This is a genomic window from Paenibacillus humicola (assembly GCF_028826105.1).
Lineage (GTDB): Bacteria > Bacillota > Bacilli > Paenibacillales > Paenibacillaceae > Paenibacillus_Z > Paenibacillus_Z humicola.
Genome location: NZ_JAQGPL010000001.1, coordinates 2949203 through 2975706, shown reverse-complemented (window position 1 = coordinate 2975706; position 26504 = coordinate 2949203). Strand labels below are relative to the sequence as shown.

Annotated in this window: 13 protein-coding genes; all 13 read right to left on the bottom strand. The window is 51.8% G+C overall.

Translation table 11 applies throughout. From position 1 onward, the window contains the following. Position 1: 1 nt before the first annotated feature. Positions 2-721, bottom strand: a complete 720-nt coding sequence (locus PD282_RS13670) for a GntR family transcriptional regulator (protein WP_274651230.1) — start codon at positions 719-721, stop codon at positions 2-4. Positions 722-1134: 413 nt separating this feature from the next. Further along, on the bottom strand, positions 1135-2064 hold the full coding sequence (locus PD282_RS13665; protein WP_274651229.1) for a carbohydrate ABC transporter permease: 930 nt from the start codon (positions 2062-2064) through the stop codon (positions 1135-1137). 26 nt (positions 2065-2090) lie between these two features. Next, entirely contained in the window at positions 2091-3008 is a 918-nt protein-coding gene (locus tag PD282_RS13660; RefSeq protein WP_274651228.1) for an ABC transporter permease, read from the bottom strand. 55 nt (positions 3009-3063) lie between these two features. Then, complete coding sequence (locus PD282_RS13655) at positions 3064-4401, bottom strand: extracellular solute-binding protein (protein WP_274651227.1); 1338 nt, start codon at positions 4399-4401, stop codon at positions 3064-3066. A 367-nt stretch (positions 4402-4768) separates the two neighbouring features. Next, complete coding sequence (locus PD282_RS13650) at positions 4769-7018, bottom strand: helix-turn-helix domain-containing protein (protein WP_338045250.1); 2250 nt, start codon at positions 7016-7018, stop codon at positions 4769-4771. A gap of 345 nt (positions 7019-7363) precedes the next feature. After that, positions 7364-8083 (bottom strand): 4'-phosphopantetheinyl transferase family protein, encoded by a 720-nt coding sequence (locus PD282_RS13645; protein WP_274651225.1) that lies wholly within the window; start codon positions 8081-8083, stop codon positions 7364-7366. Continuing rightward, positions 8080-9345, bottom strand: coding sequence for an MFS transporter (locus tag PD282_RS13640; protein ID WP_274651224.1), 1266 nt, complete (start codon positions 9343-9345; stop codon positions 8080-8082). Before PD282_RS13640 ends, PD282_RS13645 begins: the two co-directional genes overlap by 4 nt. 122 nt (positions 9346-9467) lie before the next feature. Further along, positions 9468-19586: a non-ribosomal peptide synthetase gene (locus PD282_RS13635; protein WP_274651223.1), complete on the bottom strand. Its 10119-nt coding sequence runs from the start codon at positions 19584-19586 to the stop codon at positions 9468-9470. A gap of 13 nt (positions 19587-19599) precedes the next feature. Continuing rightward, a complete protein-coding gene (locus PD282_RS13630) occupies positions 19600-21456 on the bottom strand; it encodes an amino acid adenylation domain-containing protein (protein ID WP_274655207.1) in 1857 nt (618 codons plus the stop codon). 572 nt (positions 21457-22028) lie between these two features. Beyond that, positions 22029-22754, bottom strand: a complete 726-nt coding sequence (locus PD282_RS13625; RefSeq protein WP_274651222.1) for a thioesterase II family protein — start codon at positions 22752-22754, stop codon at positions 22029-22031. 13 nt (positions 22755-22767) lie between these two features. Then, positions 22768-23949, bottom strand: a complete 1182-nt coding sequence (locus PD282_RS13620) for an aminotransferase-like domain-containing protein (RefSeq protein WP_274651221.1) — start codon at positions 23947-23949, stop codon at positions 22768-22770. 18 nt (positions 23950-23967) lie between these two features. Then, positions 23968-25092: a 4-hydroxyphenylpyruvate dioxygenase gene (gene hppD / locus PD282_RS13615; RefSeq protein WP_274651220.1), complete on the bottom strand. Its 1125-nt coding sequence runs from the start codon at positions 25090-25092 to the stop codon at positions 23968-23970. A 28-nt stretch (positions 25093-25120) separates the two neighbouring features. After that, positions 25121-26464, bottom strand: coding sequence for an FAD-binding oxidoreductase (locus PD282_RS13610; protein ID WP_274655205.1), 1344 nt, complete (start codon positions 26462-26464; stop codon positions 25121-25123). Between the last annotated feature and the right edge of the window lie 40 nt (positions 26465-26504).

Here is a 26504-nt window from a genome sequence, read left to right as displayed (position 1 = left end):
ATTATTTAAAAAATTTGGCGTGCTTCTGTTTTAAATTTTCTTTTTCAATCACGACCAGATCCAAATGATCCTTAAGTATTTTTTCCGCTTGGTCGGGATCCTTCTCCTTGATGGCACGTACAATGCCATGATGATGGGCAAGTATGATTTTCCAGTCGGAATCGGAAGCCAGCCGTAAAATCCGTATGCGGTTGTCATGCGTGGCCATTTGCTGAATAAGTCCCCACGTACGGCCCCGGCCGCAGCCGATCATAATCGATTTGTGAAACTCTTCGTCGAGTTCAAACAGGCGCCCATAATTCTGTTCGGATTCGCACAGTTCTTGCAGCGAGACGAGATTTTGCAGATGAAGCACCTGTTCCTTGTCGAGCTTCTCACATGCTTCCCGCACCACGGTGGATTCCAAGGTTTTTCTGATAAACCGGGACTCCTCCGCATGCTGCAAATCGATAAGCGATATGATCGAGCCCTTCTGAGGAGTGGTTTCGATCAATTCCTCCTGAGTGAGTTTGACCAACGCTTCACGAATCGGCGTTCTGCTGACTTGGAGCATTTCGACCATTTCTTTTTCCGAGATAAATTGTCCCGGCTCGAGCCGCAGCTCCATAATGTTTTTCTTCAAGGTTTCGTAAACGAAATCCCGAATGAGTCCTTTTTTGTCTCTTGAAACGTCAATCTGAATACTCATAAGATTCCTCCAGCCCGACGAGCCGCCATTCATCCTTCAAGCGCTTTCAAAAAGCGCTTTCAAAAAGCGCCTATAATATCCGGAATGACTAGTTACCCTAGTATACCAGCTTGAATGGAGTGAGCCGGATCACTTTATTAAGCTTAATCGCCCGCCCTCTTTGCACGGATTCATTCTCCCAGCCACAATATGATGATGACGCCTTGCGGATAAAATATTTGGTGCCTTTATCCTGTGATAATACTAACATACCACCCTAATAAAACGCAAACCTAATATTTTTTATCAATAAACGGCGCGGTAAATTCCCCCATTTATCACTTTGCGTTAGCCTTCGGTGTCAGCGGCGATGGAATGATAGGGCACTCCGAACACCAAAAAATGGATCCGCTTTAAATTCATCGGATCCCGCAGCTGCGCTCCCCCTTAAGCATCGTTGCTCCCTCTTATCCTTTGACCGCTCCGATCGTCAATCCTTTAATGAAATACTTCTGCAAGAACGGGTACAAGAAAATGATCGGTCCAATCGTGATGACGACCGTCGAAAGCTGCACGCCTGTCGCGGAGACGGGAATGTTCACGTTCGTGTTCAAATAATTCAGATTTTGTGAATTGGATATGATTCTGCGGAGCATCATTTGCAGCGGATGGCGATGCGGGTCGTCGATGAACATCAACGCGTTAAACCAGTCGTTCCAGTACGTAAGTGCATAGAACAGCGTTATCGTCGCAATAACGGGCATGGAAATCGGCCAAATGATCCGAAAAAAAATATACAGCTCGTGCGCCCCGTCTACTGTCGCCGCTTCATTGAGCTCAAAGGGCAGCGTGCGGAAATACGAAGTCATGAGGAACGAATTGAAAGCGGAGAATAACAGCGGCAGCAGCAAGGCGAGCAGCGAATCCCGAAGGCTGAGCCAGTTGGAGATGAGCAGATAATAACCTACCAGGCCTGGCGGGAACAGCATCGTGAAATAAATGTAGAAGGACAGCACATAGCGGTATTTGACATGCGGATGAGCGGCTGCGTAGGCGAACATGGATGTAAGGAGCACGGCTCCGGAGGTACCGACGACCGTTATGAAAACGGAGACAAAGCCGCTTTGGTAGACTTGGCTGCCCTGCAGCAGGAACCGGTAAGCATCTAGCGAAAATTCCGTCGGGAACATGCGGAACCCTTGAACAATTTGGGATTCCGCCGTAAATGAACCGATATAGATTAGCCAGAACGGAATGAAGCAAAGCAAAGAGAACGCTCCGATAAAAATATAAGCAACCGCTGAAACGGCAAGCTGGGACATATCCCGCTGCTTCGCCGGCCTCATGGGCTTCGATCGCGCTGAATTCTCCAACAACCGTGTTTGATTTGACGCCATATGCGAACCTCCCTCCTTTTCCCGAACTAAAACAGCTTCGAATCGTTATCGACCCGGCGGACGAACCAGTTGAAGAACAGAATCGTGATGAGGCCCATGACGGATTGAAACAACGCGACCGCCGCGGCATTGCTGTAGCTGTTCATATTCGTCGACCGGAGCGAACGGTACGTATACGTATCGATGACGTCCGTCGAATGGAAGAGCAGCGAGTTATCGCCGATAATGCCGTAAATCAAACCGAAGTCGCCGTAAAAGATACGCCCCAGCCCCAGCAGCGTCAGCACGATGATCGTGGGCCGCAGCAGCGGGAGCGTAATGAATCGGATTTGCTGCCAGCGTTTGGCGCCATCGATTCTGGCGCTTTCATAGTATTCCTCGGAGAAGCCGGTCAAGGTGGCCAGGTAAATGATCGAGCCCCAGCCTGCGCCTTTCCAGACGAAGATAATCGTCAGAAGGTAAGGCCAGACGGCCGGTGTCTGAAACCAGTTAACCGGCTCGAAACCAATCCGGTCTATTAACCGGTTTATCATGCCGTCTTGGCCGTTAAAGAAGTTCAACACCATCAGATTCACAACCATAATGGAAATGAAATGCGGCAGGATGACAAGCGATTGCGTCACCTTCTTGAAATAAGCGCGCCGGATTTCATTCAGGAGCAGCGCGATGCACAAGGAGCAGGCCGTGCCGGCTGCAATGAAAAGCAGGTTAAGATAGACCGTGTTCATCGTGACGCCCAGCCAGTCAGGGCCGGTGAAAAAAAAGGTGAGGTTGTCGAGTCCCGTCCATTTACTGCCCCAAATTCCTTTTGCGGGGATAAACTGCTTAAAGGCCAGCAGATGAGCCGTCATTGGCACATAAGAAAAGATAAAGACATATAGGACGACGGGAAGCGACATGGCGTAAAGCCATCTGTTTTTGCGGAGCTCTCGCCATATTCCCATGCTCGATTCCCACCTTTCGCGAACATGTACTTGCCGCGTATACGGCGATCGCCTGCTACTTCTTGCTTACCAGAAAAGCGTCCAATTGCTTCTGATACTCCGCTTGCACTTTTTTCACATTGTCGTAGGCCGCTTTTTTAAACATCGCGAGCCCTTCTCTCGGTTCCGTAACGCCCATCACGAGCGGATTATAAAACTCGGTCCCCGCATTGTTAAGCTGCGCCACCTCGCCTGCGACCGGGCTCGGATCGAAGGTAAAGCCCGCCAGGATGTCGGGCGTAAAATGGCTCGGATCCCGCTCCCACTTGTTCAGTGCGATCACATCCGCGGGCAGGCTGGCATCGATCCGGTCCAGCTTCGGATTCCAGCCCCAAGCGAACGGAATGCCCGGATAAGGATTCGCTTGAATCGGCTTATACAGACCCTCGCCAACATCCACCCAGTTTTTCCTTTTTATTCCGTATGCCAACAGATCGTAATTGTCCTTCTGGTTCAACCAGTTTAGAAACTGAACGGCACGCTCCTTGTTTTTGCTGACGACCGGAACCGCGATGAAATTTCCTGCTTTGTAGGTCGAGTTCAGCTTCATGTCCGTGCTGTACAGCGTAAACGTCTCCGCAGCCGCTCCCGGAACCGACTTTTCCAGCGTGGTGCGGGTACTGAGATTGACTCCGAAGTCATTAAAGGTGGATACCGCCGCCTTGCCTTTCGTGAACTCCGAATTGTTCAGGGTTAGGGCGTCCTTGGCCAATATGCCATCCTTGTACAGCTTGCGGTTCTGCTCTAAAGTGCTCATGATGAGCGGGTCCATGTTGTCGAAAATATTATAAACTTTACCGTCGTTCCCTTTTGTGTACGAGCCGGGGTAATTGAGTACGGATGCCAGATTGGCCGACGGGTCGAGCATCCCGGCCAGCTTTAAGCCGATATGCTCGCTGCCGTTCGGTATATACGGCGTCAAGCCCGGCTCTTTCTCTTTCACAGCATACATAAAGTCGATCAGTTCGTCATAGCTGGTAATCGGCTTGAAGCCGAGCTTCTCCCTGATATCCTTGCGGATGACGAACGTCCACGGACGTATGAAGTTCACCTCAAGCGGTACCGAGTACAGCTTTCCGTTCACTTTGTTGGCGTCCATCAGCTCCTTCGAGCGTACAGCCTTAATGTCGGGACCGTATTTATCGATCAGATCGTCCAGCGGTTCATAGAGGCCGGCGGCGATATTTTGCGCCGGGTCGTTGTCCCAGATCAAATCGTAGTCCTCCGCGGAGGACAATGCGACCTGACGCTTCTGACGGACATCGGACCATGGGATAAACACGACGTTCAGTTTCACGTTCAGCGAACCGGCCATTCGTTTCTCCATTTCCGCCTTTACTTCATCCCAGTTCACCGGCGGATCTCCGGGAAACATGATTTTAAGTGTAACCGGTTTTAGCGTACTGTCTCCGGAAGCCGGAGGTTTGTCGCTTGAAGAAGACGACATGCTTCCTCCAGAGCTGCAGGCGGATAAAACAACCGCGAGAATAAGCGATGCGATCAAGACCGCTTTTCTTCCGAATCTCATGGCCAAACCCCTTCCGATTATGAACTGCCTGCCTGCGGCTGCAGCATGTGATCCGCCGCATACCAGGCTCGCGTGTTCGATCTTACCCGGCCTCTTGACATTCTGTATAGTACGGTATTCATCAAACGGTACGGAAATTGACAATGAAGACTGTATCGATTTTAATTATGTGTCCGGTACGCGCCGCTGCCCGTTATTTCTTCGCAGTCTCCAGGCGATATTGGCCCGGTGTCATGCCGGTCGCTCGCTTGAATAACGAGAAAAACGTACTTTTCGTTTGAAATCCGGATTGCTCCGTAATTTCCGCTACCGTCCAATCGGTCGTTGTCAGCAGATGAATCGCGTATTTAATCCGCTGGTCCGTTATATAATCGGATAGCGACAGCTGATAATGCGCCTTGAATAATTGCCGGGCATAGTTAACGGATATGTTCACGTGCTCTGCGACATCGTCCACGGAGAGCCTCGGATCGTGCAGATGATTGCGCACGTAATCCATCATTTCAGCGACGCATTCCTCCTTACGGTTTGAGCCGCTTCGCTGACGCTGCTGATCCATTATCAGCAGAAGCTCTTGCAGCAGCCAAGTCTTCACTTCTCCAATGGTGGAAAACCGATCAAGGAAAACATGAATGCTCTTCATCCCTTGAAACGTCTTGCCGTTTTTGAAGCTTTTCATCATCGAATAAATGATATGGGTAAGCTGCAGCTTGCATTCTTCATAGCTAAGCCCCTGCATATGCCGGGTAAGACGGTCCAGATCGGCCGCCAGCGCGTTTGCGTCCCGCAGTCGAACGGCTTGAATGACTTGCTCCAGCAGCCGTTCGTCCGGATCGCTTCCTTCACCGGGCCGATACCGATCAGAATCGGCTCTGGTGAATACCCGGTCCTCCTCGCATAGGAAGGCCAGCAGGGTGAGTTCGTAAATTTCCTCATAGACCGGTTGAAGATCGGCCCCGTCATCAAGCTCGGAACTGACCGCCGCCTGCAGCTCCAGCTTCAGCCAGCGCCTGATTTGAACGCGCACGTCTTCCATGGCATTCAGGATGCGGGCTTCCGTCTCAATCGAAGCGGATGAGGCGATTAGAGCTACAATATGATCGGAACCGAAATCGATCGTTTCCGCGGAAAATCCATGGTTTTCCAGTACCTCCGCCATCATGTTACCAAGTGCATAACGCAGGAGCTTGCGCGATGTAAAATCGTAATATTCCGTGAAACGCCCGTACGATTCCAGACGAATCACCGCGATGCGGAACGTCCCCGTCCGAAGAATCGCGGTCTGTTCTCGGATATACTGCTCGGCAGGGCCGGAAGATTTCGACCCAAGGATCCATTGCTTGATTAAGTCCTCCTTGATGAGGGCCTTGCTGCTCTTCAAGGACAAGTCCAGCTGCTCGAGCCTTTCAACCAGCCTTTCGAAGCCGGAATCGAGCCAGTCGATCTCGTTGCCTGCATACGCCGGATTCGCGATCGATTCCTTAGGCCCCAGCTTGGATTGCAGCCGCGCCGTCAAGTCGCTTATCGGCTTCAAACGGCGATATGACTGCCAAAATAGAAACAACAGAATCGCAAGGACAAGGACGACGGAAGAAGCGATGATGTCCATCCGGATCCGAACGATTTTGGCTCGGCATTCGGAGTAGGGGGATAAATGGTAAATCTGCCACCCTTCGATCGGCAGCGATGCCGTCTGGACCGACCAGGTCCCTTCCCCGGAGGCCAATTCCCATTGCGACGAATCCGATGCAGGCTTCTTTGCATTCGCCACCTTCGACACAAGATCCGTTTCGGCATTGCCGAGCAAGTACGTTTTGTTTGGGCCTTCGACGATCATTATATTTTGATCCTGCTCGGAGATTTGCAGCATATGCTCGTTTAGCAGCGGCTTGCTGAACAGAATCGACACGTATCCGTTAAAATTCCGGTTCGGCCCGGATGCCGGTACGACGAGCGCAAGATACGAATTACCATTCACGCTATGATCGAAAAATTGCAGGTATGGCGTCGTTCCTTTGCTTTCGATATTCTTCAACATGGATGGGTCGTAGAAATCCTGCGGCGAATAGAGGCTGGTTTCCGAGGAGGAGTAAATTTGGTTGAGATTGAAGTTGAACAAGCAGATGCTTTGGACAAAAGGTTCGCTGCTCACGAATTCCCGTACGCTTGCGGCCGCTTTATACAACGACAACGGGGAGTAATCGCCGCTGCCCATGTTCAGCCAAAGCGCGATGTTTTCTTCCGAATATACTCGAAGCGCAAACTGGCGTAATTTCTGCAGTGTAAATTCCGACGTTTGCACGACTTGCTGGATCTTTTCACGATCGGATGTTTGAATTTCCTCCGTTGCGCTTCGCACGAACAGCTGGCTTAAGTAAATTGTGAACACAAATGTAAGCATGCATACAGCTAAGCAGGAATAAATAAAAAGGCTGGAATACATCTTTCTCGGCTTTAACCGACTCCACAATCTTATCTCCCCCGCTTCCCGCGTTTCATATGAAAAGAGCCGATTCCTCTATTTTGTCCAATATGTAATTTATTCCCGGCTGCCTGATTCTATTACATTGCATACCGGGAGATGAACTGGTGGCAATTCCTTAGCGGACGGAATTTCCGGCTTGTTGATCTAAGTTTCGCTTCGCGCGCGTTTTTCGCGTTTTGTATGCGGTAAAAAACCATCGCCTATGATGGCGATGGTTTTTTATACGGTATGGTGACTATTTATACGAAATTTCATTACATTGCAAGCGATCATTATAAGGAATGTACGGTTCCGCCCCCTTCTTTAAAACGCTTCTAAGTCGTGAACTTCCCGGCATTCAATTTTTATCTCAATCCCGGCTTTCCTGCTTGCGGCAATCGAAATAATTTCATCGTTTACCGGCCGGAAGGTATAGTACAAATAATATTCGTCGGCCGCCCGTTCGTCGTAGACCGGTACGGAGAACGACAACGGCGGATGCGAAAAGCCCTTCCCCACCGCTTTCATCACCGCTTCTTTCCTCGTCCAGACGGTATAAAACGCCTCCCTCTTCTTCGCCAAGGACGATTCGGCTTCAATAAGATTTCGTTCGCTATGCACGAAGACGACAGGCATAACATCCAAAGGGGGCGACGGGCTCATGCTTTCCACATCGATGCCCGCCTCCTCAAGCGATGAAATGACGCAGGCAACGATTCGTTTGGAATGGGACAAGTTGAAATAAATCGGTTCATTGCCCGTTTCATTGTTGAATTTCGGGTGTAAATATAATTTTCCATACGGGTTTTTGACAAAGGCTACCCGCTCGGGTTCAATCGCCAGCCGCCGCCCGATTAACGATTTCAACAATAATCTTCCAACCAGAAATTCAAGCTTCTTCTGATCCGTGAGATAGCGGTCATAGACCGTTCTTTCTTCTTTATTCAATAAGCCTAACCGGGACTCCCATGCCGATAAGTCGATCTCCTCCGGAAGCCGCACCCAGTAAATGTTCAGTATGGACTCTGTTTTGATCTCGCTCACATCGACCTCTGCTGTTGTTCGATTTTTCTCGTCATCGTCATGAACGGAATATGGACGACAATCTTTAAGCTCATGCCGATCCCGAAGAATAAAACCGCATACAGTAAGGAATTAAGGCTGAATAAATAACCGAATATCAGAAATCCGACCAGTCTTCCTGCGCCGTTCAATACCATCATCCCCGCCCCATACCTTCCGAACAGCTCTCTTGGAACCACCGTTTGATAGAAGGAAGCGAAAAAAACGAGATAGAAGCTAAAGGCCAGGAAAAGCAGGAAACTAATCAGTCCGAAAAAAAGAACCGGATAATTGTCATTCAGCTTCAAAAGTTCCAAAAAATTCGGATTGGCTAAAAATAACAAAGGGATAATCGGGACGCACATGCCTAATATCCCGATTCCGATATTATTGGCGACTCCGAATTTCTTCATCGGCGGCACCGTGAAGATGGCCAGAATCGATCCGATTGTAGAAATACTTTCTACGATACCGTAATCGGTTTGTCTCCCGCCGAGTAACGTTACGATGATATACGGAAAACCGAGCAGGATGAACGGATACATAAAAAAGTGCGTTAGAAAGGCATTCGATACGATCGAGGTGATTCGTTTATCAATAAAAAATACTTTAAACCCATCCCACATATCTTGAAACAGACGGATCGGTTTAGCTGCCGCGCTGTCCACTCTCGGTATGGCCATCAAGGAGATCGCCAGAGCCGAGATCAAAAAAGTGATCCCGTTTACGAATAAAACCGGTCCGATGCCGGCCAAGCTGAAAACCAGCGTCCCAAGAAAAGGCGCCAAAATTTTCATGGTTTCGTTGATCGTTTTTTCGAACGAATTGGCACTGACCAGCTCATCTTTTTTCACGACACTTGGCAGCAGTGAAATAAATACTGGCCCATAACAGATCTCGCAAGTGGATATAAATAGGACCGCGAAATAGATGAAGGGCATCGTAATCGTCCCGAACAAGCTGTACCCAAACAAAACCAAACAGAGCATGCCTCGCAAGACATCCATCACGATCATCCATATTTTCTTGTTAAATCGATCCGCCAATACACCGGCAATCGGACCCACGATAAGATAGGGAACCATTCCCAATGCGAGAACGGACGCGAACTTCTCCGCCGAACCCGTTAAGCCAAGGACGTAAAGAGCGAGCGCCGCATTCAAGAAGTAAGAGCCGAACAAAGAAGTCGCTTCCGATATAATTAATAAGGCAAAGCCGCGCTGCCTGAACAATGAGAAATTCACCTGTCGATCTCCCGCCTTCCGTCACTTCATTTCGCGGGCCAAGACAAGTTCTTCATCTTCCATCCAATTCATTGGAATCGAACGGTCGATGAAGAACGGTCTTTGTCCGGTTCATCGTTCCTTTATCGACCGATGCTCGGTTCGAATTGTTCCGCCATGGCTTGAACGATTTGTACATATTGCTGCATCATTTCCAGCACTTTCGCTTTGTTTAAACGAGCCTTATACTTACATTCCACTTCCATATGCTCGGGGTGCTCGTGAAGCACCAGCAGCAGGTCGCAGTGCTCGGCAAACTTCTTCTCCAAGTCTAGCCCGCGATTGCGCATAAAACCGGGAACCAAAGCATGCTTTTCGCTAACCGGGCCCATAAGCGATAACCTCACATCATTCTGGGAGTCCGCTTCGTTTAACTGAGCTTGTACGATTTGAAGCAGATCCGATATCTGCTCGACCCGGCTTAAATCAATCGTGACGAAACGAATGTTATCGTTCCAGCCTGTAATCGTTGGAATCGTCACCTGATTCTGCTCGGAAAGCTCGGCATGCAGATAGAGATATAAAGCAAGCATGACCGCTGACGGTTCCAATTGCATGTTCCCGGCCATATCAAACACGCGCGCATACAGCTTGCCATCTAATGTGAAATGAAACGTACCGTCTAGTCCGTTTGCTCCGGCGAAGTATTCTTCGGCATACGGAATAGCTTGTATGCCTGGCTGCCGCCCCTGGAACGCGGACTGCCGAATAAATGCCGCTAATTTCGAAATCGAAGGGTAAGCGAATAGATGGGTCACCGTCACGCTAAGGTATTTGGGTTCGATGAGACTATGCAGTTGGATTAACGACATCGAGTTCCCCCCGATATCGAAGAAGTTCGTATGAACCCCAACTCCCTTCATCCCGAGCACCTGTTCCCAGAATTGAATGAGGTCTCGTTCGACTTGATCCATTGGCGATGAGGGCTCGGTTTCCATCCCGATCATTTCTTCGATCTCGGGCAAGGCGCGACGATCGATTTTCCCGTTCGGCGTTAGCGGGATCCGGTCAACTGCCGCAAATTGGGCCGGAATCATGTAATCCGGTATTTTCTTCGCCAAATAATCCCTCAGAGCGGCTAGCGTAAACGCTTCTTCAGCGACGATATAAGCGATTAACGATTGACGGTCGCTGCAGATGACCGCCGCTTGATGGATCGACGGGTGCTGCAGCAGGTGGCTTTCGATTTCTTCAAGCTCGACCCGGTAACCTCGAATTTTCACCTGATGATCGACACGGCCCATAAATTCGATCTGCTGATCGGGCAGCAGTCGCACGATATCTCCGGCACGGTAAAGCCGTTCCCCTTCCACAAAGGGACTCGGTACAAACCGCTCTTTCGTCAGGTCCGGACGATGCAGGTAGCCTCTCGCAAGCCCTGCCCCCGAGATGAACAGTTCGCCGGGAATACCGGCAGGCACAGCCTGAAGCTCATCATCCAAAATGTAAATTTTCGCATTGTTGATCGGTTTCCCGATAGGGACATGGTTACGGTTTGCGAGCTGCTCCGAGTCTACAAATCCTGCTATAGCTCCGACACAGGTTTCCGTCGGACCGTAATGGTTGAGGATTTGAACCTGCGGATGCGTCTGAAGGAAGCCTCTGACGTCTTCCGCATTCATCGCTTCGCCGCCTAACACCACTAACCGCAAGTATCGGTCGGTTTCCTGCCAGTGCCTTGAAGCAACATGCAGCATCATGCGGAAGAGCGACGGCGTCCCTTTAAGATAACTAATTTTGTGCTCGCCCAAGTACGATAATAACGCCTCCGGATTTCGCACCAAGTCTTGATCGGCGATATGAATGGCGCAGCCGTTCAGCAAGGACGAATACAAGCTGGTGTAGCCTAGATCAAAAGCATAGGATGAGAGCAAAATCGTACGATCGCCGGCATGCAGCTTCGCCGTCTCGGTAAACCATGCGACATAGTTGACCATGCTGCGATGCTCGACCATCACGCCTTTGGGCTTGCCCGTGCTGCCGGATGTGTAGATGACATACATGAGGTCGTCCGGCCGGCTCCCGCTCTCCGGATTTGTAGCGGGTTGACGGTTCAGCGAATCATCGTCGATCTCGACAACTTGACCTTCGTAGTCGGACCTATCCAGCAAGCTGCTTTCGGTAATCAGCACATCCGCGCCGCTATCTTCCAAAAAATAGCGGATGCGTTCCGTCGGAAGCTCCGGATCCACCGGAACATAAGCTCCGCCCGCCTTCAAGATTCCCAAGATCCCGATGATGACCTGGGCCGATCGCTCAAGCATTACGCCCACGATCGTCCCGTTATTCACACCCAGCTCGCGAAGCCGCCACGCCAGCCGATTCGCCCGTTCGTTTACCTGAAAATAGGTAAGGCTCGTTTCCCGATGAACAACGGCGGTCTTATGCGGCGTTCTGCCCGCCTGCTCTTCGAACAGCCGATGAACGGTCCGATCGGATGGAATCGGCACATCCGTTTCGTTGAGGTCGATCAGGATCCGTCGTTTTTCCATCTCCGTCATCATTTCGATGTCGGCCAGACGCCGCTCAGGATGCGCGAGAACGGACTGCAAAATCCGCCGGAAGTGCCCGGTCATCCGTTCCATCGTTTCTTGTGCAAACAGCGCCGTCGAATAGTGGAACGTAAACTGGAGCTGTCCACCCATTTCCCGCACATATAAGCTGAGATCAAATTTTGAGTACGGATAAGGCGCATCAAAGGGCTCTAAAAGAAGAGTATGGGAATCGCTTTGCGGAATATCCGGGTACTCCATCGAAAACATCACGTCGAAGATGGGATTTCGGCCCGGATCCCTTTTTACTTTCAATTGATCGACCAGCAGCTCGAACGGATAATCCTGATGACGGAAAGCCGCTAACGCTGCCGCCTTCACCTCTTCGACAACCTGTAAAAAGGTCTTGCCGCTTTGCAACTTCGTCCGAATCGCCAGCGTATTGACGAACATTCCCGCTACATGCTCCACGTCCGCGTGCGTTCGGCCGGCGACCGGCGTGCCGATTACCACGTCATCCTGACGGCTGTATTTGGCGAGCAGGACATTAAAAGCAGCCATCAGCACCATATAGTTCGTCGTTCCCGTCATTTTCGTCAGTGACTTTAAACCGTCGGCCGCGGAAGCGTCCACAGTAAACGATAGCGAATTCCCCTCGTAGGTTTTTACAGCGGGACGCTGGAAATCCGCCGGCAGCTGGAGTACGGGGATTTCGTCGCCCGTAAACCGGTTTACCCAATACGTTTCATGCTGCTTCATTTCTTCTGATTCAAGAAGCGCATTGTGCCAGGACGCATAGTCTTTATATTGAATGGTTGTTTCAGCTAGCGTTCGTCCTTCATAGAGATCCATGAATTCGCGCAGGAGGATTCCGATTGTAGCTTCATCCGATATAATATGATGCATATTCAGGACAAGGATAAAATCCGAATCCGTCCGTGTCAAAACGGTTGCCCGAAAAAGCGGGGCCATCTTCAAGTCAAACGGTTTCGCAGCAAGACTTTGCAGCCGGTCCGCTTCGGCTTCAGGGGAAACCGGAATAAAATCGACCGTGAAAGGTACCGCCGGATGAATATGCTGGACCACTTCGCCGTGAGTGAGCTCGAACCCGGTGCGCAGCGTTTCGTGGCGCTCGATCAGCTTCTGCCAGCAGGCTTCGAATCGCGTACGATCGATATTCCCCTTCATTCGAACGGCAATCGGAATGGTATACAGCAGCTTGTTCTCGATCATCCTGTCCAAGGTAAACATTCGCCGCTGCGCCGAGGATGCCGGGTAGTAATCTCGAGGCTCGACTGCCGAAATCGGCAAGTGCCGTATAGGCTGCGCCTCAGAAACGTATGCAGCCAGTTTTTCGATCGTCTGATACGTAAAAATATCTTTAATCTCGATTTCCGCCTGCAATTGCTTGCGTAATTTACTGACAAGGATCGTAGCCTTCAAAGAGTGACCGCCTAAAGCGAAGAACGAGTCCCGGACGCTGATCCGTTCGAGACCGAGAACTTCCCGCCATACCTGCGCGAGTTCATTTTCCCGCTCGTTGCGAGGCTCGACGAAGTCTTGTTCCAGGTCTCCTCCTGTTTGAGGCTCGGGCAATTGCTTCCGGTCCACTTTGCCATGAGCGGTCAGCGGAATCTGCTCAAGCTGTACAAAAAAGCTTGGAATCATAAAATCAGGCAAGGATTGTGCAAGATGCTCGCGCAGAACGGACGCGGATAACGGCACCGGGCTTGTCAAGTAGGCGCATAAATATTTATCCTGCTTATCTTCTCTCGCAATAACCACCGCTTCTTTTACTTGATCCAGCTGCAGGAGGCGGTACTCGATCTCGCTAACCTCCACCCGATAGCCGCGGATTTTGACCTGTTGGTCAATCCGTCCGAGAAACTCCAGCGTTCCGTCCTCGAGCCAACGGACCAGGTCCCCTGTTTGATAAAGCTTCTCCGCGGCTTGGAACGGGCTCGGGATAAACTTCTCGCTCGTCAGTTCCGGCTGATTGAAGTACCCTCTCGCAACGCCTTCTCCGCCGACCCACAATTCGCCGGGTACGCCGACCGGACGCAGCAATCCCGTCTTGGGATCCACGACGTAAGCCGTTGAATACCGCAGCGGTTTGCCGATCGGAAGCGAAGAATCGAAATCGCGATTCACATGATACGTTGTGGAGAAGGTTGTATTTTCCGTCGGTCCGTACGAGTGGATCACCTTCAGCTGCGGACAATGTTTTCTCACTTCGTTCACATGGCTTGCCGATACGACATCGCCGCCTACCAATAGCGTCTTGACCGCAGCAAACATCGCCGGGTTCTCTTTCGATAACTGACTAAACAACGGAGAGACCAGATGAACGATATCGATTCGATTGTCCGCTAATTCACGCTCGATCTTGGCGGGATCGAGCAGCTTCTCTTTATTCAGTAAATGAAGCGTCATCCCGTTCAATAACGGCCCCCATATTTCCAGCGTGGAGATATCGAAGGCAAAGTTCCCCGTCATCAACAGACGCTCACCCGGCAGGAAGTCGATAAAATCCTGATGGATGACGAGCCGAAGCACATTGCGGTGTTCGATCATGACGCCTTTCGGCTTTCCGGTCGAACCCGACGTATAGATGATGTAAGCCAAATCCGACGACGAATTCACAGGAGGTAAATTTTGCGGATTTTGCGCTTCCCACGACGGGCGGTACAAATCGACGATTTCGCCATTATATTGGAAGCGTTCGATCCATTCCTGTTTAGTTAACAACAAGCGCGCGCTGCTGTCCGCAAGCAAATATTCGATTCGCTCTGCAGGATACTCCGGATCGATCGGCAAATAAGTGCCCCCCGCTTTTAAAATGGCCAGCGTACCGACAGCCATCTCAATCGAGCGCTCAAGCATAATGCCTACAATCGATTCCCGCCCAACACCTTTGGCACGCAGCAGACGGGCAATTCGATTGGCTTCTTCGTTCAGCTCCCGATAAGTCAGCCGCTGCCCTTCATAGACAACGGCGATCTGATCGGGTGTTTTTGCCGCTTGATCTTCGAACCATTGATGGATGGTCTTGGCTCGCAAGACAGCCAGCTCGTTTTCGGGTTCGGACGGGTTGAATACCGTTATGATCTGCGCTCTTTCCGATTCCGATAACAAGTCCTGCTCCTCATAGCGTGCCAAGGGATCCTGGGTCATGAACGCCAAAGCCTTCCGATAATAACCGGCCATCTGATCGATTTGTTCCTCGCAAAATTGGCTTTGATCCCATTGAATCAACAGTTGCAGCCGATCCTGCTCATTTAACGCGAATTCTGCGGACAATGCAAAATTGTTAACCGTTCGCTCCGAAAACTCCAGCACCTCGAAATCGCTTAACTGCCGCAGCGAATCGAGTACATGAAAATGCGTGTAGTTAAAGATGACTTCATATAAAGGATCTCCGCCCATGTCCTGCTGAATTTGCGCCATCGGATAATGCCGGTATCGCAAATAGGTCTGCTCTTGTTCAAATAATTGGCCGATAAGCTCCGTCCAAGTACCGCCGGACAGCGCGGCCCCAAACGGCAGCGCGTTAAGGAAAAGTCCGAACGTTCGTTCGCCGTCGCGTCCTTCCGCGCGACCGTTAAACGGCACCCCCGTCATCACCTCGGTCTGTCCGGTAACCGCCTGAAGCACGCGGAGATGTGCGGCGAGCAGCAGGCTTTTTAATGGCATTCTCATCTGCCCGGCAAGCTCTTTCAACGAACGGGACAGGTCGATCGGGAGTTCGACCCGCTTCTCGCATATCCGGGCCTGCCGCTGCGTTCTCGTCTTTCGCCAGCGGGGAATCTCGTTGAACGGGAATGACGACAGCTGCTCCTGCCAGAATTGCCGATGCTCCCCGGACTGCAAGGCTTCGCTCTCCAGTGCGACATATTCGCGGAATTCGGCTTGCGGAGCCGGCTGTTCCTTTTCGTGGCCATTCATGAAATCGACGTACAGACGGAAGACTTCGGCAAATAAGGATGCGGCGCTCCATCCGTCTAAAATCGCGTGATGTTCAATGCAGGTGAATTGAAAGGTCCGCTGCGAGCGAAGATGAACGACGATTCGAAATAACGGGGCCTTGGCCCAGTCAAAAGAAGTCGTTTCTTTCTTCCCCATCCAGTCCGACAGCCATTGCTCCTGCTGCGATAAGGACAGATGGCGGAGATCGCTCACTTCGAACGGCGCTTCTACCTGTTCATGGACCAGCTGCATCGGCCGGCTGTAACCCGTTAAATCGAACGAGGTCCGTAAAACGGGATGATCGTGCATCAAAACGTTGATCGCTCGTTCCCATGCCTGCAGGTCAAACGGAGCCTTCAAATGGTACGAAGACACGTTCAAGTACGTCATGGAATCTTGACGATAGCTGCTGTGAAACAGCATTCCCTCTTGAAGCTTGGTCATTGGGTAGGCGTCGGCAACGCCTGCAGGCATGCGGGCCCGGTCCTCTTCTATAAGCAGTTGGAAAGGTGCGATTACAGGCAGCTGGGCTTCAGTCCCGTCTGCTCCTTCGATCGCAACAGCCAACTCGTGAACGGTCTGGCAGCGAAACAGATCTTGAACCGTCACGCTATAGCCCTGTTTGCGCATTTCGCCTAAAATCCGAATGCTTAAGATGGAGTCGCCGCCGACCGCAAAGAAATTATCTTCCGTTCCTATGGGTCGAACCTGTAAAACCTGCTCCCAGATCGAAGCCAGTGTCTGTTCGATCGAAGTGCGGGGAGCGGTGTAATTTCTCGATTGTTTTGCAAAATCCGGCTCCGGCAAAGCGAGGAAGTCCACTTTCCCATTGTGGTTAAGCGGAATGGCATCGACTTCGATAAATGTGGAAGGAATCATATAATCCGGCAGCCGTTCGCTTAAATAAGCGCGCAAATCGTCATTCGTCGTGCCCGACAAGTTCCGCTCATAAACCACGTAAGCGGCTATCCTGCTGCCGATCTGCCGATCTTCCTTCACGGTTACGGCCGCCTCGCGAATCGCGGGACATTGCGCCAGGACCGATTCGATTTCGCCCAGTTCAATACGGAAGCCGCGGATTTTCACCTGGTGATCCGTACGTCCGTGGTATTCGAGCTCGCCGCTCGTCAAATAGCGGGCTAAATCCCCCGTCTTATACAACCGCTCTCCGGCATCGCTCGTTATAAATCGTTCCGCCGTCAGTTCCGGCCGGAATAAGTACCCGGGCGTAACGCCTGCTCCGCCCACGTACATTTCGCCGACGACGCCCGTCGGCACGGGCTGTAAATGCCGATCCAGCACGTAAACCCGCAAATCCGGAAGCGGAATTCCGATTTCATTCCCTCTGCCCTGCTCCAGATCCGCCAATGTGATCGGGCGATAGGTCACGTGTACGGTCGTCTCGGTGATCCCGTACATATTCACAAGCCGCGGCGTTTCGTCTCCGTACTGTTCGAACCAAGGGCGCAAGCTTTGCAGGTCCAGCGCTTCGCCGCCGAAGATCACATAGCGTAAAGCGCTCAGCCGTCTGCTGTCCGGGTCCGCTTTCACGACTTCGATCAGCTGCCGAAATGCAGACGGCGTTTGGTTCAACACGGTGACGCGTTCGCCGATAAGCAACCGGTAAAAGTCTTCCGGCGAACGGCTGATCCAGTAAGGAACGACAACTAATTTGCCGCCATACAGCAGCGCCCCCCAAATCTCCCATACCGAAAAATCGAACGCATAAGAATGATAGAGCGTCCACACGTCGCGATCCGTAAATCGATACTTTTCTTCGGTCGCGGCAAACAAGCGCGTCACGTTGCCATGGGAAACCAATACGCCTTTCGGTTTGCCCGTCGTTCCCGATGTATAAATGACATAGGCGAATTGGCCTGCTGCTACCGGCAAATCGGGATTGTGTGTGCGTTGTTGGACGATTTTGTCCCATTCCGTATCCAGATGAATTTGCGGTACGGTCAGGGAAGGTAAATCACCGCTCACAGCTTGCTGGGTGACTAGCGCCTTTACCTGCGAATCCTCTAAAATAAATCGAAGGCGGTCGGCCGGCATTCCCGGGTCCAGCGGAACGTAAGCCCCTCCCGCTTTTAAGACGCCGATGACCGCTGCGATAAGCTCCAAAGAACGTTCCAAGCAAATACCGACCAGCGAACCTGAAGCGATCCCTCGCCCGATCAGCTCATGCGCCACCTGATTCGCCCTCTCATTCAGCTCACGGTACGTATATCGTTTCTCCTCGTAAACAACGGCAACGGCATTAGGCGTTTCGGCGGCGCGTTTCTCGAATAATTGGTGAATGGCATGTTCCGTACTGTACTCGCGGTTATTTCGGTGTCTGCGGCTTTCTTCCTGCGCTTGTTCCCCCTTGGTAACCATCCGCAGACGAGTCAATAATTGATCCGGATCCTCCATGCCGTGCTGAAGCAATCGTTCGTAATGTTGAGCCATGCGCCGAATCGTTTCTTCGTCGAACAGATCCGTATTATATTCGAACGAGCACGCCCACCCGTTCGTCGCTTCTTCCAACGTCAGCGTCAAGTCAAACTTGGCTGTCCGGGTATGGAGCGGAATAGGCTTGCAGGCGATACCCGGAAAATCCCATGCTGCAGCAGAATGATTTTGCAAGACGAACATGATTTGAAACAGAGGCGAATGGGCTGCGCTTCGCTCGATACGCAGTTCGTCGACCACCTTGTCGAACGGAACGTCTTGCTGGTCGTAAGCGTCCAGTGTCACATGACGAACGTGATCGACCAATTGCCTGAACGACCAGCCTTCGCCAATCCGGCTCCGCAGCGCCAATGTATTCGCGACGAATCCGATCACGTCCTTCATTCCGTCTTGATTCCGGTTGGCAATCGGGGTTCCGACCACGAGATCGTCCTGCCCCGAATAACGGTACAGCAGCGTTTGGAATGCCGCGAATAACGTCATGAATAACGTAACGCCATTCTCCCGGCTAAAGCCGGTTACGGCCTCCTTCAGCTCGGGGCCGATCCATAAGGAAAATGCGTCCCCTCGATAGGATTGTACGGCGGGACGATTCCTGTCGGTTGGCAGTGGCAGTAGCGGCGGGCTCCCCTGCAACTGCCGCTTCCAGTAAGCGAGCTGTTTCGCCCATTCGCCTGATTCGAGCCGCTCTCTTTGCCATTCCGAAAAGTCTGCGTATTGAATCGACCGTTCGATGGTTTCGACCGGCTGATCCTCTGCCAAACAGCGGTAAGCTTCCGACCATTCTTGCATCAAAACAGCCATGGACCAGCCGTCCGTAATGCTGTGATGCAGAGTAAGGAGCAGATAATGATCCTCATCGGCGACTTTCAGAAGCCTGCCGCGGATCAGGGGACCTGTCCGCAAATCGAACAATCGACCGGCCTCTGCCGCCGCCCAAGCTTGGACCCGGCTCTCTTGATCCATCTCGGATGACGGCTCGGCTAAGGATAGCGGCAGTGAAACCGGCTGTTCCAGCGAAACGAGTTGAACGAGCCGGTTCTGCTCCATGCGAAACGTCGTGCGGAGCGATTCGTGCCGATCGACGACGATTTGCAGGCTTTTTTCCAATGCTTCTCGGTTTAAAGCTCCCTGCATACGAATCAGATAAGGCAAATTGTACATCGGATTATCCGGAGCCATTTCGTGAAAAAACCACTGGCTCTGTTGGACATCCGACGCCGGAAACACATAAAATTGTTCAGGCTCCGATTGGTCCTGTTGATTCGTTTGCCGATTTTGCTCGCTCATGATTGGCCGCTCCTTATCCTCGAAGTGGACGCGCCACTCTTTTTTGAGACATGATGCCAATGGGCAACGTTTGGTTCTTCCCCTTCTTCAGCGCTTCCGCTATGACCTGCGCTTGTTCGGCGATCGTACCGGCTTCCAATACCTCTCTCTGCGTCAAATGAATTTGAAATTCCGCACGAATCCGGACCAGAGTTTGAGTCGCGAGGATGGATTGACCGCCTACATCCAGGAAATGATCCTCAATACCTACCGATTCCACATGTAAGACATCTCGCCAAATCGCGGCTAATTTCGCTTCGATTTCGTTTCGCGGAGCAGGATTCGATTCATGAACGATTTGCGGCTCGGGCAGTGATCGACGATCGATTTTTCCATTCGGCAGTAACGGGATTCGATCCAGCCGAATCATAAAGGACGGGATCATATATTCCGGCAGCTTCTTCCGCAAGTACATTCTTAGCGCTCTCCTGAACCTCGAATTCTCTGTATCGATCTTTGTCGTATAATAAGCGGCTAATCGCGAATCGGCCGCATCCGACGGCTTCGCGACGACTACGGCTTCCTGTACATCGGGATGACCTGTCAAGGCCGCCTCGATTTCCCCCAATTCAACCCGAAAACCCCGTATTTTGACTTGATGATCGGACCGGCCTAAATATTCCAGATTCCCGTCCGCCGCATACCGAACCAGGTCACCCGTGCGGTATAACCGTTCCTGAGAATCGTTACGAAACCGGTTCGGAATAAATTTTTCTTTCGTCAGCCTTTCTTGATTCAAATACCCGCGCGCCAAACCGGCACCGCCCAAATAAAGCTCCCCCGTCACGCCGACCGGAACCGGCTGCAAATGGGAATCCAGGACGTAAGCTTGCGTATCCGGAATAGGACGGCCGATGTATACGGGCAGGTCGGGCCCGCGACGGACGACACTGTAAGTCGAATACGTCGTATCTTCCGAGGGTCCATATAAATTGATGACCCGTTTCACGGTTGCGATCTCGTAGATTTGTTCGACGAGCGTGCGCTTTAAAGGTTCTCCAGCCAAATTCACGATTCGAACCGAAGCCGGGATGGCCTGCATCGCGGTAAGCGCGCTAATCGCCGACGGCACGGTATTGATTAAGGTGACCTCATCAGCCGCGGGCAGATGGGGGAGCTGCAGCGCATTTTCGGCCAAAATCACTTTTCCGCCCATTCCCCATGTGACGAACATTTCAAAAACGGATAAATCGAAATTGATTGAGGTCGCAAATAAAACGCCTGCCATTTCATCGCATGTGTAGGTTTCTTTCGCCCATTGCATTAATGCATGGACGTTCCGGTGTTCGACGGCAACGCCTTTCGGATTTCCGGTAGACCCGGATGTATAAATGACGTACGCCAAGTGATCGACTCGAATCGGAGCTGCCGGTTGAAGCGCATGACTTCCCGCTTTCTGCACGGCGTCCCGATCCCGGTCCATGCAGACAACTTCGATCTCATGCTCGGCGAACGACGGCGCAAACGCCTCCTGCGTAACGACAATCGGAGCCTTCGTATCGTTCAAAATATAGGCATGCCGCTCCGATGCGTACGCAGGATCGAGCGGCACGTAAGCCCCTCCGGCTTTCAAGATCCCCAAAATCGCGGCTGCCATGTCAATCGACCTTTTCAGGTGAACACCGACCAATGTCTCCGGGCGGAGCCCTTTTTGCAGCAAATAATGGGCGACTTGGTTCGCGAGACGATCCAGATCGGCATAAGACACCCTTTCCCTGCCATCGACGATAGCCACCGCATCGGGCGTCTTCTTTACTTGCGCTTCGAACCATTGCGGGATGCACAGTTGCTCCCCCGGTTCCGCCTCCGTGCCATTCCATTCGACCAGCATCTGCGTATATTCCTGCTCGGTAAGCAGCGGAATCCGATCGATCGGTACTTCCGGCCGCTCGAGATAGCCTGTGTAAAGCCGTATTAAATGTCCGATCATGCGGGAAATCGCATCCGGCTCAAAATGATCTTCAAGGTACAGCACCGACCCTGTCCATGCCGCTTCGGATCGGACGATTTCAAGTACGACGAGCTTCTCATAATGCGGGCCGCGAAGAGGCATAAGTGCAGATCCCAAGGATGACTCCGCCCGCAATGTAAAACCGGAAAGGGGCGCTTGGTGTTCTGCATTATCAAGCTGCTGTCGCAAGCCGGCATGAATGGTCTTCGTCAGGTCCCGAAAGGTGGGGATCTCCGCGAAATCGATGAAGAGCGGAAACGCTGTGTCATGCGACTCATCGGCCTCCATCGAAACATGGATCCGTTCCAGCCCCGTATAACGATGCAATAAGCTGATCCAAGCCGCCAGCATCGGCGCTTGAACATCGATGTGTTCCCGGCGGATAAAGGAATTTAGCTGCTCCATCAGCTTGCATGAATAGGGAAAGGATTGGCGCCGATCCTTCGTTAACATCATTTCCTCCTCCTCATCGCGGTTAAATATTGGAGCGCTTTGTGATTCACGGCTTCCACGACTTCCTTCGCACAGTCCCGAATGTAAAAATGACCTCCTTCGAACAATCGAAACTCGATTTCTTCCGACGTATAGGCACGCCATTCCTCCAAATGAGCAACCAGATGATCCTGTTTTCCATTGCATATCGAAATATTGCAGGACAGCGGAATGATCTCCTCATCCGGCGTATACGTCTCGACCGCCTTCATATCGGCCCGGATAATCGGCAGAAACATACGGCTAAACTCCGGGTCGTTCAGCAGCTCCGGAGGCGTTCCTCCGAATTGGACAATTTCCTCCTTCAACTCATCGTCCGCCAAATGATGCCGCTTTTTCGTCGCCGGCCGGTTCGGGCTGGATCTCCCGGAGAAAAAAAGATGCAGCGGCATTCGCTTTCCTTGCTGCATCAATTTTTTTGTAAGCTCATAGGCGATCAAGCTCCCCATACTATGACCAAACATCATATAGGGCATCCGATCGACGTCAGGCTGCATCATCGAATAGAGATCATCCACCACATCCGCCAAATCGGTCAATAAAGGCTGCGGGAACCGCCTTCCTCTTCCCGAATACTCCATCGGAACGAGCTCGATCGCCTCATCGACAAAGTTGAACCAGCCATGATAGATCTGTGCCGTTCCTCCCGCGGAAGGAAAGCAGTACAGTTTGATTTCCTTTTTCAAGTCGTTTCACATCCTAGAGATGTCTTTTCACCAATCGTGACAGCCGGGCAACGCCTTCCTCGATCTTGCCCGGATCGTTGAAGGAAAAGTTCAGCCGAAAGGATGAGGAGGCATTCCCGTTTTGACCCGCAGCAAAGACGTTTCCAGGGAAAAAGGTTACCTTCTCCGTTGCGATCGATTCCTGAAATAATGTCATCGCATCGAGATGCGCGGGCAGACGAACCCAGATAAACATCCCGTTCGAAGGGGTTGTCCATGCTCCGATTCCATCCAGCTGCGCAGATAAATGTTCGAGCATGCAATCCCTCCGCGACTTGTATTCGAGAAGCAGATGACGAAGATGAAGCTCAAATGCATCTTTTGCCAGGAAGTCGGCGGCTATCCGCTGCGTCAGCGTCGCGGTATTAATATCGGCCGCTTCCTTCACGATCGACAGCTTCTCGATGATCGCCTCGTCCGCAACGATCCAGCCCAATCGCAAGCCGGGCGCTAAAATTTTGGAAAAGGAACCGACATAATAGACCCCATCGGATTGAAACGATTTGACCGCCGGAAGTTCAAGATCGTCATACGCCAAAAATCCATACGGATCGTCCTCGATCAAGGGGACTTCATATTCCGCCGCCAATCGGGCCAGCCGCTGCCGCTTTTCCCTGCTCAGTGTATAGCCGAGCGGGTTGTGACCGCTTGGAATAACGTACAGGCAGGCCGGGCGCTCCTCCTTTTGCAATATCGTTTCGAGCCGATCGACATCAATGCCCGTTACGGGATCGGTCGGCACGGTCAATATACGCGGCTGAAACGGTTCGAGAATTTGCAAAAAGCCCGTATACGTCACTTCTTCGGTCATTACGGTCCCGCCGGGGTCAAGCAGCAGCCGCGCCAGCAATTGAATGCCCTGCTGCGCCCCGGCGGTGAGAAAAATTTGCGAAGTGCTGCAAGTTACGCCGCGCCGGCTCATGAGCTCCTGAATTTGCCGTTTCAATGGCTCGAACGAAGGCGCGTACTGAAGCGGATTCGATTGCCGAAGCAGCACTTCGTTGGCTGAAAGCGCCAGCTGTTCCGTCGGAAAGCATGCCGCATTCGGCAAACCCAGACCAAATGAGATATACTCCGGACCGCTCGTTATTTCAAGCATATCCTGCAGGGCAGAGCGCTGCGTATGCTGTGTCCAAGCCGCGAGCCGCTGCGTCACATCCATCACTCCCCGTCTTTATAAATTTCCTCTTTTCAACTGCTCGCGCTCGATCGCTTCGAATAACGCGCGGATATTCCCGTTTCCGAAACCGCGCGAGCCTTTCCGCTGAATGATTTCGAAGAAGAGTGTCGGACGGTCCCCCATCGGATGGGCGAATATTTGCAGGAGATACCCTTCTTCATCCCGATCGACCAATATATGAAGCCGCTGCAGCCGGTCAACGGGCTCATCGATCTCGCCGACGCGTTCGGGCAGCAGGTTATAATAGGCCTCGGGTGTATAGAGAAATTTGAGCCCGTTCTTTTCCAGGTTCTCAACGGATTTGATGATGTCGTCGGTTTCAAGCGCGATATGTCCGATTCCTTCCCCCCGGTTATATTCGATGAACTCACGCACCTGCGATTTTCTTTTGCCGGGCGCGGGTTCTACGATCGGAAACTTCACCCGTTCCGTATCGTTTTGCATCGCCTTGGTCATTAAAGAGGACGTTTCCGAGCTGATTTCGTCTTTATCGAACGAATTGAGCAAATGAAAACCGAACACGTTGGCATAATACCTGGCCCATTCGTCCATCCGTTCGACGTTAATGGCAAAATGATCGAACCGGAACAAGCCGGTATCGTAGGAAGCGACGCTCTCGTCCACTTCTTTGAAGCCGGGTAAAAACAATCCCGTATATTCCGTGCGTTCCACTAACGTATGCACCATATTTCCATACGTACCGATCCGTGCGACCTTGATCGTCCCATGCTCGTCATCGATCGCCTGCGGCGGCTGCAGCGGAATTCCGCCGTTTTCAATCGCCGTATGATACAGCTGTTCAACCCGTTTGACGCGGAAAGCAATATCTTTCACGCCGTCGCCGTGCGTATGAACGAATTGCGCAATCGGATGTCCGGGCTCATAGGCCGAAGTAAGCACCAGATGAATCTCGCCACGCTGCAATAAATAGGAGCAGGCATCGCGATGACCCGTTTCCAGCCCTTTATACGCCGCGATTCGAAAACCGAACAGCTTGCTGTAATAAAAGCAGGCTTGTCTGGCATTGCCTACGTATATCTCCACATAATCGATATCCTCGATCGGAAATACGTCCTTTACAACTTGCTCCGAATTCAATTCAGCTTTTGCAATACTCATCTTTCTCCTCCTCCAAATCGCTTTGATTTCAAAAAATCTTTTCCGGATTCAAAATATGGTTTGGATCGAACAGTTCTTTAATTTTCTTCATCCACGTCAGCGTGTCTCCCTGCTCTTCTTCGAGATGCTTTTTTTTCCCGAGTCCGATGCCGTGTTCTCCAGTACAGGTTCCTCCGCGCTCCAGTGCAAAGCGAACAATGAATGCGTTTATTCGCTCTGCTTTCTCCGCTTCCTCCGAGCGAGACATATCAACCGGAAACACCGCATGATAGTTCCCGTCGCCGATATGGCCGAGAATTGCGCCTTGCATGTCCTCCGCTTGCATGACTTCCCGGGCATAAAGGACGGCTTCCGGCAATACGGACAACGGAACGCAGACGTCGGTCGTCATTAATTTCTTCCCGGGCGCGGATGCGGCAATGGCAAGGGCCGCATGCCGTCTTGCATCCCATAATTGTTCACCGGCGTCGCCGTCGAATGTATGGCTCCATTCCTCGGCTCCTTCAGTCTTCAGGATGGCCTCGACGCGCTCCCATTCGGCCTTGACCGTGCTTTCCCATCCGCTTAACTCCAAAAACAACGTCGGTTTAACCGCATAATTCGTCCGCATGTAGGCATTGATCGCCTGAATCGTATATTCGTCAACGAGCTCCAATTTACCGGGCTGAACCGATTGATACAGCATTCGGTTCGCTGTCCTGCACACCCGATGCAGATCAGGAAACACCGCTTTCGCATAAAGAAACGTCTCCGGTCTTCCGTATATCCGCAGAGAAAGCTCCGAAAATACGGCTAACGTTCCTTCCGATCCGGCCAGCAGCTGGGTCAGGTTATAGCCTGCCGAAGATTTCCTGGCCAAGCTTCCGGTCCGAATGAATGAGCCGTCCGCCAAGACAGCTTCCATGCCCAGTACTTGTTCCCTTGTCGTTCCATAGCGAACCGCGCTGCATCCGCTGGCATTGGTCGCGACCATGCCGCCCAAGGTCGCATCCACCCCCGGATCGATCGGAAAGAACAGCCCGTGCTTCTGCAGTTCCCGATTAAGCTGCATTCGCGTGACGCCGGGCTCAACCCGCACGGCAAAATCGTTTTCCCTGATGTCGAGTATTCGGTTCATGCGGGTGAAATCCAGACTGATCCCTCCCCGAACGGGAACGACTTGACCTTCGACGCTGGTTCCGAGTCCATAGGGCACGATAGGACACTTCACTTGATTGGCGTAGGCTACGATTTCCCTCAGCTCATCTTTATTCTTCGGGAAGAGAACCGCATCCGGCAAATGCTGCGCATGATAAGAGGTGAGATCCTGGCCGTGCTGCCGTCGAACGGACTCGCTTGTGCTGATCCGCTCGGGATCGCCGATAATGCTCATGAATTTTTCCAACAAATCGTTTCGATTCTCCTCCCGTGCT

What these genes read in the sequence shown, in the direction of transcription:
- PD282_RS13665 (WP_274651229.1), bottom strand. Translation starts at nt 2,064, where the DNA reads ATGGCGTCAAATCAAACACGGTTGTTGGAGAATTCAGCGCGATCGAAG.
- PD282_RS13630 (WP_274655207.1), bottom strand. Translation starts at nt 21,456, where the DNA reads ATGCTGGTCGAATGGAATGGCACGGAGGCGGAACCGGGGGAGCAACTG.
- PD282_RS13650 (WP_338045250.1), bottom strand. Translation starts at nt 7,018, where the DNA reads ATGTATTCCAGCCTTTTTATTTATTCCTGCTTAGCTGTATGCATGCTT.
- PD282_RS13670 (WP_274651230.1), bottom strand. Translation starts at nt 721, where the DNA reads ATGAATGGCGGCTCGTCGGGCTGGAGGAATCTTATGAGTATTCAGATT.
- PD282_RS13610 (WP_274655205.1), bottom strand. Translation starts at nt 26,464, where the DNA reads ATGAGCATTATCGGCGATCCCGAGCGGATCAGCACAAGCGAGTCCGTT.
- PD282_RS13635 (WP_274651223.1), bottom strand. Translation starts at nt 19,586, where the DNA reads ATGAGCGAGCAAAATCGGCAAACGAATCAACAGGACCAATCGGAGCCT.
- PD282_RS13660 (WP_274651228.1), bottom strand. Translation starts at nt 3,008, where the DNA reads ATGGGAATATGGCGAGAGCTCCGCAAAAACAGATGGCTTTACGCCATG.
- hppD (WP_274651220.1), bottom strand. Translation starts at nt 25,092, where the DNA reads ATGAGTATTGCAAAAGCTGAATTGAATTCGGAGCAAGTTGTAAAGGAC.